11 protein-coding genes are annotated in these 12,638 nt (G+C 32.7%); 3 read left to right on the top strand and 8 right to left on the bottom strand.

The genetic code is table 11. The features are described 5' to 3' along the window. The first annotated feature begins 236 nt into the window (after positions 1–236). A complete protein-coding gene (locus tag FN795_RS20545; RefSeq protein WP_167498107.1) occupies positions 237–578 on the top strand; it encodes a helix-turn-helix domain-containing protein in 342 nt (113 codons plus the stop codon). Positions 579–626: 48 nt separating this feature from the next. Here FN795_RS20545 and FN795_RS20540 read toward each other — a convergent pair whose 3' ends face one another. The 3 genes from FN795_RS20540 to mnmE all read right to left on the bottom strand — a co-directional run bounded on the left by FN795_RS20540 (position 627) and on the right by mnmE (position 3,972). Then, a complete protein-coding gene (locus FN795_RS20540) occupies positions 627–1,769 on the bottom strand; it encodes a site-specific integrase (RefSeq protein WP_142452359.1) in 1,143 nt (380 codons plus the stop codon). After that, positions 1,756–2,328: a helix-turn-helix domain-containing protein gene (locus FN795_RS20535; RefSeq protein ID WP_142452358.1), complete on the bottom strand. Its 573-nt coding sequence runs from the start codon at positions 2,326–2,328 to the stop codon at positions 1,756–1,758. Before FN795_RS20535 ends, FN795_RS20540 begins: the two co-directional genes overlap by 14 nt. Positions 2,329–2,571: 243 nt before the next feature. Continuing rightward, a complete protein-coding gene (gene mnmE / locus FN795_RS20530; protein WP_142452357.1) occupies positions 2,572–3,972 on the bottom strand; it encodes a tRNA uridine-5-carboxymethylaminomethyl(34) synthesis GTPase MnmE in 1,401 nt (466 codons plus the stop codon). A gap of 184 nt (positions 3,973–4,156) precedes the next feature. On the opposite strand from mnmE, the gene FN795_RS20525 reads away from it, so the two are divergent. Both FN795_RS20525 and FN795_RS20520 read left to right on the top strand, forming a co-directional pair. Continuing rightward, on the top strand, positions 4,157–4,993 hold the full coding sequence (locus FN795_RS20525) for a universal stress protein (protein WP_142452356.1): 837 nt from the start codon (positions 4,157–4,159) through the stop codon (positions 4,991–4,993). A 69-nt stretch (positions 4,994–5,062) separates the two neighbouring features. Further along, positions 5,063–6,835, top strand: a complete 1,773-nt coding sequence (locus FN795_RS20520) for a MutS-related protein (protein ID WP_142452355.1) — start codon at positions 5,063–5,065, stop codon at positions 6,833–6,835. Positions 6,836–6,915: 80 nt separating this feature from the next. Here FN795_RS20520 and FN795_RS20515 read toward each other — a convergent pair whose 3' ends face one another. The 5 genes from FN795_RS20515 to dnaN all read right to left on the bottom strand — a co-directional run bounded on the left by FN795_RS20515 (position 6,916) and on the right by dnaN (position 12,560). Next, the gene (locus FN795_RS20515) at positions 6,916–7,899 is read right to left on the bottom strand and encodes a hypothetical protein (RefSeq protein WP_142452354.1); all 984 of its coding nucleotides are present in this window, start codon (positions 7,897–7,899) and stop codon (positions 6,916–6,918) included. Between the two features lie 226 nt (positions 7,900–8,125). Continuing rightward, entirely contained in the window at positions 8,126–9,469 is a 1,344-nt protein-coding gene (locus tag FN795_RS20510) for an amidohydrolase (protein WP_142452353.1), read from the bottom strand. A gap of 76 nt (positions 9,470–9,545) precedes the next feature. Next, positions 9,546–10,403: an AraC family transcriptional regulator gene (locus FN795_RS20505; protein WP_142452352.1), complete on the bottom strand. Its 858-nt coding sequence runs from the start codon at positions 10,401–10,403 to the stop codon at positions 9,546–9,548. A gap of 28 nt (positions 10,404–10,431) precedes the next feature. Continuing rightward, a complete protein-coding gene (locus FN795_RS20500) occupies positions 10,432–11,061 on the bottom strand; it encodes a DsbA family oxidoreductase (protein ID WP_142452351.1) in 630 nt (209 codons plus the stop codon). A gap of 380 nt (positions 11,062–11,441) precedes the next feature. Then, entirely contained in the window at positions 11,442–12,560 is a 1,119-nt protein-coding gene (gene dnaN, locus FN795_RS20495; RefSeq protein ID WP_026730732.1) for a DNA polymerase III subunit beta, read from the bottom strand. Positions 12,561–12,638: the final 78 nt, after the last annotated feature.

Raw genomic sequence — 12,638 nt, 5'->3', positions numbered from 1 at the left:
AACGTTTTTTTAAGAAGTGACCCTTACGATACAAATTCCAAACCACCTATTTTTCAATGATTTAGAAAGGATTTTAAGTTTTAATTTATGCAGTTATAATATATTGGAATATAGTGATTTACGTGTTGCTGCTTAATTAATTACTTTTATTCGTTAAAAAATGATTTTCGTAAAAAAAAAATGAAAAATAATAAGATGTAGAAATATACTGAAAATTTACAAAATTTGAGAACACTATGAAACTATATAGATTTGAAGATTTACCGGATATTATTGGAGAGCTACTTTTGAAAATGAACAGTATTGAAAAACTCTTGCAAGAAAATAAAGTAAAAACTGTTGATGCTGATGATGATTTGCTAACTATTTCTGAGGCTGCAAAATTATTAAAGTTGTCTGTAGCCACTATTTACACCAAAGTCTGTAGAAATGAGATTCCTGCCAATAAACAGGGCAAGCGTTTATATTTTTATCGTGGAGAATTATTAAATTGGATAAAATCTGGTCGAATTAAAACTATTGCTGAAATACAACTAGAAACTGAAGCTAAATTTAATTCAAAAAACATTTATAAATAAACAAGAAAGATATTACTCAAAGTAATATCTTTCTTGTTTTAGGATATCTTATTTTAAACTTATTCTCATCGAAGCTTCTCTTTTTTTCTCATCAATTATTTTGGTATATATTTGAGTAGTTTTTACACTTTTATGGCCAAGCATTTTGGATACAGTAAAGATATCGGTACCCGAAAAAATCTGTAACGTAGCATAGGTATGTCGGAAACAGTGAAATGTAATATGCTTTTTTATGTTTGCATGGGCAAGCCATACAGGAAGAACCCTATCGACGTCCCATTTTTTTAGTCCCAAAAAGACTTTTTCATCTTCATTTCCACTCTTGCCAAGCAATTGGTACGCTTCTTCCGAAATAGGCATAGTCTGGAGGCCTTCGGTCTTTTTCTGTTTGAACCTTATGTAGTATCCATCTTCTTCAATAAATTCAATTTCTGACCATGTTAATTTTGCTATATCTGAGTACCTGAGTCCTGTCAATGTTGAAAACATAGATATTCTATATACAATTTGGTTCGAACACGACGTTTTAAAAAGTCTTTTTGCCTCATTTAAAGTCAAGAAATTGCGCTGGGTTTCAGATTCTTTTATTGAGTCGATCCCGGCGTTGATATCAGTTCTCAATTTTCCCTCTTTGTAGGCTCTCTTAAGTGTAGTTTTAAGTTTGTTGTAGTAGGAGAGGGCACTATTGCGGGCTATAGCATTTCCTGTTTCTCTTCTGCTTTTTGCTTTCAGTAAATACTCCTTGTAGTCATTTACTAAAGTTACTGTAACATCTTTAAAACTGACATCATTGCCGTTAAGGAAATTTTCAAAATGTGCGATTGCAGTTCTCCATATTAAGTAGTTTTTGCCTACTTTTAGAGCTGCCAGATCATTAAAATATTTCATAAAAGAGCCCTTGCCGATTCTCTGCAGTTCCAGTTGTTCTTTTTCAAATGTTGAATACACATCATGTTTGCGGAGTTCATTTTGTCTTCGGATCTGGATAAGTTCTGCTGTTTGCAGGCTCTCCATATTTGAAATTTTCTGAATCTGGTTTTTAGGTTTTTCAAAAAGATAAAGTTTAAGAAATTCACGTCTTGTTTGTCTGTTTGTTTCAGTGTCCAGTATTGGAGGGTAGAAATCCAGATAAAGTGAAATTCTGCCATCAGCGAGAACTTTCTTTCTGAGCGTTACATTAGTCTTTTTCATTGTCTCTTGCATTAAATATAATATTAATATCTTTTTTTGCTACGTAATTAAATTTTCCAACTGAATATTTAGCTATTCCATGACGCTGTATCAACTTATATAATCCTACTGGCGAGATTCCAAATTTTTGCTGAATCTGAGTTATGGTATAACATTTTGAAAGTCCTGGAAATTCCTGTACAGGACGCAGCATTGATTCTTCAAGTGGTAAAGAGAAGAAACCATCCAAATCACATCTGCGGATGACGGTTCTTGTTCCAAATTTGGCGACATCCAGCTCTCCTCGTGAAATAATTCGATAAATGGTCCGCCTGCTTATGCCAAGAAGGGTACTTGCCTGATTTACGCTGATAAAATCTTTGGTTTTTACAATTTCAAGATCAGGGTTTTTGGCAATTTGGGTCTGTCTGTTGCTTTCTGCAATTTTTGACTGCCTGGTTCTTGATTTGTAGGCTCTGGAACTGCATTTAAGCGAGCAATAGAGCGTTTTTGTTGTGCGTGCTGTAAACTCATTTTTACAGAATTCGCAGATTCTGATAATCTCAATTTTTGAACTCATAGATATGTGACGTTAAGTGTCCCACTGTGACTATATGTGTCTCTATGTGCCATAATTTGGCCAAAAAAAAATATTTCTTGCAGCTCAGTTTTTCGAGGTACAAACAAGGTACAAACAAGGTACAAATTTAATCAAAACATTGCCAAACAACCAAAAGAAAAGACGAATAAAAAACGAGTTAAAATATTGTTTATCAATACTTTAACTCGTTTGTTTGTTTTTATTTTGCGTTATTTTGTTGCTCTATTTTCCGATGCAGAAATTAGCAAAAATATTCCCCAGCAATTCATCATTAGTAACCTGACCAGTAATAAGTCCGAATTGATATAAAGCTTCGCGAATATCCAGAGCCATTAAGTCACTTGAAAGATTTGTTTCAAGACCGAATTTTACTTTTTGTATTTCATCCAAAGCTTTAAGTAAAGAATCATAATGTCTTGTATTTGTAACAATAGTTTCGTTATTTCTTAAAGCGCCAGTATTGACAAATGAAAGTAGTTCATTCTTTAATTCATCAACACCAATTTTTTCTTTGGCAGAAATCAATAAAAGTTTTGCGTTCAAATTTTCAAGCTGATTGGTAATGTTTAAAACTTCATCTTCGGACAAAATGTCTTTTTTATTGACTACAATCAAAAGTGGTTTTAATGGATATTTATTTTTAATTTGTTCAATTTCCGAAACAAATTCAGAGCTTGAAGTTTTGAACTTCAATCCATCAAACAAATAAATCACAACTTGTGCCTGATCTATTTTTTCGAATGTTTTTTTGATTCCAATGCTTTCTACAACATCTTTCGTTTCGCGAATTCCAGCAGTATCAATAAATCGGAAACCAATACCGCCAATAACCAATTCATCTTCAATTGTGTCACGAGTTGTCCCGGCAATGTCCGAAACGATGGCGCGTTCTTCATTTAATAAAGCGTTTAATAGAGTTGATTTTCCAACATTTGGTTCGCCAACAATTGCTACCGGAATTCCGTTTTTTATTACGTTTCCAACAGCAAATGAATCAATTAAACGTTTTAAAACAAATTCAATTCGGTTTAATAATTCATGAAATTGGGTTCTGTCGGCAAATTCAACATCTTCTTCCGCAAAATCTAATTCTAGTTCAATTAAAGAAGCAAAATTCAAAAGTTCTTCGCGAAGTTTGGCAATTTCATTACTGAAACCGCCGCGCATTTGCTGCATTGCAATTTGATGTGAAGCTTCGTTATCAGATGAAATCAAATCAGCAACTGCTTCTGCCTGAGATAAATCAAGTTTTCCGTTTAAAAAAGCTCGTAATGTAAATTCACCAGCATCGGCCATTCGGCATCCTTTTCTTAATAATAACTGAATAATTTGCTGCTGAATATAAGTTGATCCGTGACAAGATATCTCAATAGTATTTTCGCCTGTGTATGAATTTGGCCCTTTAAATATCGAAACCAAAACCTCATCAAGTGTTTTTTCATTATCAACAATATGACCTAAGTGTAGTGTATGAGTTTTCTGCTTAGTTAAATCCTTGTTTTTTATAGATTTAAAAACAGAATTTCCGATTGTGATTGCTTCAACACCTGAAATACGAATGATAGCAATAGCTCCAGCTCCAGACGGAGTAGCTAATGCAACTATAGAATCTTGATTTATCATGACGCAAAGGTATAAAAAATGCGCTAAAGTTTAAATGTCGGACTACCTGTTGAATATACAATTTGAAACTTCTTAAAATTTGATTTTTAAGAAATTATTAAGTGTTAAAATACTGATAATTATCAGGTTGTTTTGTTTTTAGAATGATTAAATTTGAGAAAACAATACACTAATTCTAAACAAAATGAAAAAGATATTATTTCCCACAGATTTTTCTGAAGCAGCAACAAATGCGTTTGTTCATGCATTAGAATTTGCAAAAATAGTCAACGCCGAGCTTGTTTTACTTCATACTTTTGAGATTCCGGTGTATGACAGCCAGTTTTTTCCGGAGAATTATGCATCGATTTACAGCTCAATAGAATTAGCTAAATTTGAGATGTTTAAAGATGAAATTCCAAAACTCAGAGCAATTGCTACAGAACGAAAATTAGATGATATTGTAATCAAACATCGTTTAATGGATGGTGATTTGATTTTCAATCTAAAAAACGCCGTTGAAGAAGACGATATTGATTTTGTGATAATGGGAACTACTGGAGCTTCTGACTGGACAAAATTTTTTACAGGATCTAATACAAATTCAGTAATATCGGAGGTAAAAGTACCCGTATTATGTGTTCCCATTGATGCCAGATATAAAAAAGTGAAAATTATTGGCTTTACAACGCGATATCGTGAAAAAGATAAAGCGGTACTTCGTCGAATACTTAAAATTGCAAAGAAAACAGATGCAAAAGTGAAAAGTTTATATGTAAAAACTTCAAATTCTGATGTTTCTGATATGACAATTAAAGAATGGGAACAAGAGTTTGCAAACGATAATGTTGAGTTTTTGGTTTTACCAAGTGATGAAGTCAAAGAAACTATTCTTGATTTTATTTTATACAAAGACATTGACATTCTGACGACTATAACTCATAAGAGATCTTTTTTTGAAAGCATTTTTGAATCAAGTTTTTCTAAAAAAATTACTAAAGAAGTTTCTGTACCTGTTTTGGTCATGCATGAAAAGGAATAAAAGATAAATAATTTTAATAGCAGTTTTGAAAGTGTAAAATATATATTTGTACTTCAATAAAATTTTAAAATGGAAGTATATCATAATAAAGTCACACACTTTTCCAATATTTATAATAAAATCAATAAAAGATACAACAGTATCAGTATTTTGCGTCTGTTAACAGTTTTTCTTTGTTTGTTTATGTTATTTTATTACATCAAAACCAATGATTTGCTGTATGTCGTAGTAGCTTTTTTATCTTTTGTTGGTTTTATTTTTTTAATGAAAATCCACACTAAATTATCTTTTCAAAAACAACTCACAACGGCACTTTTAAAAATCAATGAAAATGAGATTTCGTATTTAAAAAGAGAAAAAATACCTTTTGAAAACGGAATAGAATTCAATGATTTTCATCATCCATACGCTTATGATTTAGATATTTTTGGCGATCATTCTTTATTTCAAAATTTAAATAGAACTGCGACATTTGTCGGAAAAAAAACATTGGCAAATCAATTGCTGCATCTTTTTCCAAATGAGATTATTTTAGAAAATCAAAAAGCTGTTGATGAACTTAAAACTAAGATCGACTGGCGCCAGGATTTTTTAGCATTGGCAACTGTCAGTTCTGACAGTAAGTATTCATACGATTCTATAATTCATTGGAGTTCATTTAAAAATAATTCATTACCTAAAGCTTTAGTTTTATTGTCTTTTGCAATGCCTGCTTTGTTTTTTGGAGTATTACTTGCCTATTTTGTTACTTCGAAAACAATTTTATTATCTTATCTGACATACATTTTTATTGCTAATATGATTGTTTTAGGACAGTCAATAAAGCGTATCAAATCAGAAATTGCGCAGGCGGATAATGTTGATAAAATAATTAAGCAATACGGTTTATTGGTTGAAAAAATTGAATCGGAAAAATTTGAGTCTAAAAAATTAGCTGAATTACAACAACAACTAATTTCTAAAAATATTTCGGCTAGTGCACATTTAAAACAATTGTCTGAATTGTTTTCAAGAATGGATACCATTAATAATTTTGTTACAGCAACTGTTTTTAATGGAACTTTTTTGTTTAATCTTCATGTTTTGAAAGCGCTTTTAAAATGGAAAGAAGATTATTCGCATGAACTTGAAAATTGGATTGCTATTATTGGCGAATTTGAAGCTTTGAATAGTTTGGCAAATCTAGCCTATAATAATCCTGATTTTGTATTTCCAGAGATTAACTCCGAATATAAAATTGAATTTAAAAACTTAAGTCATCCACTATTAAATCCAAATAACAGAGTAGGGAATGATACTTATTTTTATCCAGAATCGTATGTGATTTTAACAGGATCTAATATGTCTGGAAAAAGTACTTTTTTGAGAAGTTTAGGTGTTAATATGGTTTTAGGCGGAATCGGTTCAGTTGTTTGTGCTTCAGAAGCTAATATTCATCCACTTCCAGTTTTAGTTTCAATGCGATTATCAGACTCTTTAGCAGATAGCGAATCGTACTTTTTTGCAGAAATCAAACGTTTAAAGCAAATTATGGATGCGCTGGAAGAACGTCCGGCTTTTGTTTTATTGGATGAAATTTTAAGAGGAACAAATTCTGATGACAAACGAAACGGAACGATTGAAGTGGTTAAAAAAATAATCGCGAAAAATGCAATAGGTGCAATTGCAACGCATGATATTGAAGTTTGTTTGACGACTAACGAATTTCCAAATATTTTAAAAAATCAATGCTTTGAAGTCGAAATCCAAAACAATGAATTGCATTTTGACTACAAATTGAGAAACGGAATTTGCAAAAATAAAAGCGCCACTTTCCTGATGCAGAAAATGGGAGTTATTTAAACCCAGCCTGTTTTTGCATACTGAAGTTTAATTATAATAAAAATGGCTAAAGAATGATTTCTTTAGCCATTTTTTTTGTTTTACAAATGAGATTTTATATAGTCAATAATCTCTTGTATTATTTTGTCTATTTCGCTTTCTTCGGCATTAAACAATGTTCCGTCAAAGTATCTGGCGTGAGTTCCTTCGCCAGTTGGAGATCCGTGATGCGCATCGATTGATTTTCGCCAGTATTCTGCATGATTTTTCCATTCTTCGGTATTTACCAAGGCTGGTTCAACAAACCAAAGATTCCAGGATAACACATTTCCAGGCTGAAGCATATTACCAGAAGCCAGGTTAAAAGCTTTCATGATTAATTCATTGAAGCCATCGACAATTGAATCTTTAGTTTTTTTAATGTCTCCAATTTCTACTGCTATATATCCTGTTGTGTAAGATTCTGCTTCGTGAAGTGCAAATGCCGGATTTTTGAATTCAGGTGAAATTCCTTTATTTACCGGAAAAATAGGTTGGTTGGGATTTCCGGGATCATAAGTGACTACACGAATGGCATTTTCCTTATCTAATGGGAATTTCGGAAGACTGTATCGTAGTAAAGGCCAAATTTCTTTTATTTTGTCACCTTGATGTTCACTTGGCGTAAACCAGATTTTGCCTTCAACGGTCATATCTAAGGCCAGTTCTTTGGTATTTTCATCTACCCAACCTCTTTGTCCAGTAACAGTTACTTCAACATTTAAGCAAATTTCATCTTTAAGCCAAATTCCTTGTTGCGGACAAATAACAGAATAAACTCTTCCTTCATCTGTATATCCCACTCGGGAAATGTATGGTGCAAACTGTTGATAACATCTTTTGGTATCTGGAAAGCCTTTTAAAGTTTCCCAGCTAAATTCTGGCCATTTTACTCCAAGCTGACGCTGAAGAAAATTAATATTGTCCATATTGCCCAACATTGGCAAAGAGGATAAATCGCGGGTAGGGTATCTCATAGGAGAATTTGCAGGAGGGAACCCGCCAACCCATCCGTTTGGGATGCATGAATCTTGATTTTTTTCCATTGTTTTGTGGTTGTTTATATTTGATCTGGTAAAACTAATATAATGTATAATCTTACAATAGAGTAGAATTACCTGTTTTTAAATAATTGTAAATCAATTAAATAAGGTAAATATTATTCATTAGTGTTTGAATTTTTTTTGTATAAAAAAATCCCGATTCTTAATGAATCGGGATTCTGAATAATTAACTATTTGTAGGTTTGTTTAATAATTTGAAATAAACAAGTTAATAAACAATATTTCCGTTGTGAATAAGCATTTTTGGAGGTGACATTCTCGAAACAGCTTCAGCAGAGCAGCTAGTTTTCAAAAATACTAAATCAGCTTTGTCGCCAACTTTTGGCCATTGCTGAGTTCCTTTGTCATCTAAAGGAATTAGTCCAGAAGTTGCTAGTTTCAGCATTCGCGATAAGTTAAATTCTGTCACATGCCCATATAATTGTGCTGCAAGATTGGCTTTTTGTAAAACGCTTCCTGTCCCAAACGTGTTCCAATGATCAATAATGCTGTCATTTCCGGTCATTACATTTACACCAGCTTTCATTAAAGTTGGAATTGGCATTACCAAACTTCCGAAAGGAATTGTAGAAACTATACCAATCTGGGCTGCGCTTAATTTTTCAGCCATTTCTTCTTGTTTGGATTTTTCCAATTTTCCAAGAGCAAAGCAATGGCTTAAAAAAGTCTTTCCTTTTAAGTTTGTATTTTCGTTTACTTTTGCAATTAGATATTCTATTGTTTTTATCCCAGATTCTCCAGATTCATGTAAATGAATATCAATTCCTTTATTATTGTCTAAAGCCAATTGTACTGTAAAGTCAATTGTTTTTTCAATGGCTCCGTCAATCGAAAAAGGATCAAGTCCGCCAATGAAATCTATATCCATTTTCGCAGCTTCTTTCAAATAAGGAACGGAATCAGTATAAAAGACACCATGTTGCGGAAAAGCAACTAATTCAGCACCAAAAGTAGTTTTCTTGTTTTCTAAAGCTTTTTGCAGATTTTTTAAAGACTGCAATTTTGAAGTAGGTTCAATATTTACATGGCTTCGGGCAAATGAAGTTCCGTGCGATTGCAATAACTCAATTAATTTCTCCGCTTTTTGAGTGGAGTTTTTAAGCATTTCAGGCAAAATTTGCTGTTCTAGAGCAATCATTCCTTTTACACCACCAGTTCGTTTTTTTACGGCATGCCAATCATCATAAAATGTTTTATCCAAATGAATGTGCATGTCGCGAAAAGCAGGAAGCATTAAAAAACCTTTTGCATCAATAGCTTGGGCGTTCGGTTTATTTGCTGAAATTGATTTGATTTTTCCGTCGCTGATTTCAACGCAGAATAATTCTGTTTTAGTACGAACGACTTCGCCTTCTTCGTATTCGAAGCCAGTTTCTAACCTAACATTTTTTAAAGTAAAATTTTTGCCTGAAGTAATATTTATATTTGAATCTGGTTCAGATATTGTAGAAGCTGTTGCAGAATTTATAAAACCTGAGCCAACTGCAAGTCCGGCAACGCCTAAAACTGAATTTCTTAAAAAATCTTTGCGAGTAATATCAGAGTTTTTCATACGAAGTAATTTGTATACAAAAGTAAACTTCATATAAATATCAAGAATAGAAAATTTATCTCAAGGCTTGAAAGATTTATAACTGTTCACGGAAAAGAGTGGGTGTGATTCCGGTTTGAGCTTTAAAGAAATTTGAAAAGTAGGCATGATCTATAAAACCTAATTCAAAGGCAATTTCTTTAATTGAAAGGGCTGTAGCTTTCAAATGTCGTTTAGATTCCAGAACAATTCGCTGCTGAATTAATTGTGTAGCTGAAATTTTTAAATGTTTCTTGCAGAGAATATTTAGATAGTTGGCTGAAATATGAAGTTTTGCAGCGTAAAAGGAAACTAATTTCTCTTCTTTGAAATGATTATCGATTAATTCCTGGAACTTTGCGATTCGAGGTTCTGTTTGATAAATATCATGACTCTGAAATACTTTTGCGGCTTCTTTGCTTATGATAGATGCAATAACGCCGGTACGTGAACTAATCAATTCCTGAAGGCAATCTTCATTTTCAAGTTCATTCTTTATTGCATCAAATTCGTAATGCAAAAGATTATAAGATTCCTGACTAAGCTCAATCACGGGATGATTGTGATATTGGGCAAATGAAAATCTAAAACTGCTAGAAAAGCTTTCAAAGAAATCTCTGCCAATCATTAGTTGGTAACCTGTAGTTTCAGGTTCGATATTCCATTTATGCACTTGTCCAGGAAAAAGCAAATGAATTTGATGGTTGCCGATTTTATAATCTATAAAGTCAATATTGTGAACGCCTTTTGCCTGATCAAAAAGTACAATAATAAAGAAATCATGCTGATGTGGTTTATGAATATGGCGTTCGCCATGCAATTCATTAAACAAGAGCTGATCGTTATATCTGCTTTGGTCTTTTTTGAATTCCTGAAGTCCAATAAGTGGAATATTTTGGTCTTTTTTGATTGGCATTTTCAAGAAACAAAACAGTTATTGAAGATTACTTCAGAACTTCATTAATCGTGTTTACAAAAGCTTCAACAGGCTGAGCACCAGAAATCGCATATTTTCTATCAAAAACAAAAAACGGAACGCCTTGTACACCAATTTCTTGTGCTTCTTTGATATCATGATGAACATTTTGTAGATATAAATGCTCGTTTTGTAAAACTTCCAGAATTTCCTCTTTATTCAAGCCTGCTTTTTCGCCAAGTTCTAATAAGGTTGGACCGTCATTTAAGTCGCGGCCTTCAGTGAAATAAGCGCTGAAAAAGATTTCTTCCATTTCGTCACCAAGATTTTTGGTTTTAGCCAAATGTATAATACGATGCGCTTCAAGGGAATTTGAAATGACAGCTTTTTCAAAATGATAGTCTAAACCAACGCTTTTTGCGCGTTCTGTGACGCTTTTATGCATTTCTTTAGATTGTTCAAGTGACATGCCTTTTCGTTCAGCTAAAAACGTGAAAACGTCTTTTCCGGATTGTGGCGTAATAGTTGGATCGAGCTGAAAGCTTTTCCATTCAATTTCAAATTCATTTTCTGGAAATTTTGCCAAAGCTGATTCTAATTGTCTTTTCCCGATATAACAAAACGGACACATGATGTCCGACCAAATTTCTATTTTCATATTGCAAAATTACGGAAAAAAAATGTTTCAGGTTTGAAGTTTAACCGCAAAGCACGCTAAGTTTTTTAATTAAGATTGAGTTTGTAAACGCAAAGTTCGCAAAGCTATGTGAAAAATAACTTTGCGAACTTTGCGTTCCTGATAATTATCGGCATTGCGCTCTTTGCGGTGAAATTACTGATATGGTATGTCAACTTGAAACATAAAACCTGAAACCTGAAACAAAAAACAGAGCTAAATAAAAAACCGCAAATCTTAAAAAAAGAATTGCGGTTTCTAGGTATAAAAAATGGTTGGTTAATAGCGATATTTTTTTTTACAATGATATGTCTTTAATTCGAAACTAAAAAAAATCCCTGTAACAAAAAGAAGTTTTGATGTTAACTATTTAACATTACAGGCATTACCAGCATTGTTACTGTTTCGCCTTCTTCAAGACCATCAACAGGAGTAAGGATTCCAGCTCTGTTTGGTAATGACATTTCTAACATAATCATGTCAGATTGTAAGTTAGTAAGCATCTCTGTTAAAAATCTTGAATTGAAACCAATCTGAAGATCATCTCCTTGGTAATCACAAGTCAATCTTTCTTCAGCTTTGTTTGAGTAATCAATATCTTCGGCAGAAACATTTAATTCCGCTCCAGCGATTTTTAAACGAATTTGGTGTGTTGTTTTGTTTGAGAAAATTGCAACACGACGAACAGAACTTAAAAATAAAGAACGGTCAATCATTAATTTGTTTGGATTTTCTTTTGGAATTACCGCTTCGTAATTTGGATATTTTCCGTCGATCAAACGACACATTAAAATATAGTTATCAAATGAGAAAGTCGCATTTGAATCGTTGTATTCAATTTTTACTTCAGCATCAGAACTTCCTAAAATACTTTTTAAGATATTTAAAGGTTTCTTTGGCATAATAAAATCTGCAACTTGAGATGCTTTTACATCTGTACGTGCATATTTTACCAATTTGTGAGCATCTGTAGCAACAAAAGTTAATCCTTCTGGTGAAAACTGGAAGAATACTCCAGACATTACCGGACGTAAATCATCATTTCCGGCAGCAAAGATAGTTTTGCTTACAGCAGTTGCCAAAACATCAGCAGGAACAAGAGTTACAGACGGATCTTCAAGACTAACTGATTTTGGGAATTCTTCTCCAGCAGCGTATGCTAATGCATATTTTCCTGAGTTAGAACTAATTTCAACTGTATTGTTATCTTCAACTGTAAAAGTTAAAGGTTGTTCTGGAAACGTTTTTAAAATTTCAAGCAAAAGTTTAGCTGGTACAGCAACGCTTCCTTTACTTTTAGAATCGATTGATAATGTAGCCGACATAGTAGTTTCAAGATCTGAAGCCGAAACTGTCAACGCATCATTGTCTAGTTCAAATAAAAAGTTGTCTAAAATAGGCAACGTGTTGTTACTATTGATTACACTACCTAAAACTTGTAATTGTTTTAATAAGTACGAACTCGATACTATAAATTTCATCTGTTATATTTTATTTTTTTGATGTATTCTTTAGGATTTGGGAGACTAAAGATAAGGATTACAAATATATCGTAAACT

Origin of the sequence: Flavobacterium resistens (assembly GCF_900182645.1) — a bacterium.
Lineage (GTDB): Bacteria > Bacteroidota > Bacteroidia > Flavobacteriales > Flavobacteriaceae > Flavobacterium > Flavobacterium resistens.
The sequence above is the reverse complement of the archived record's forward strand: the minus strand, read 5'-3'. Positions and strand labels throughout refer to the sequence as shown.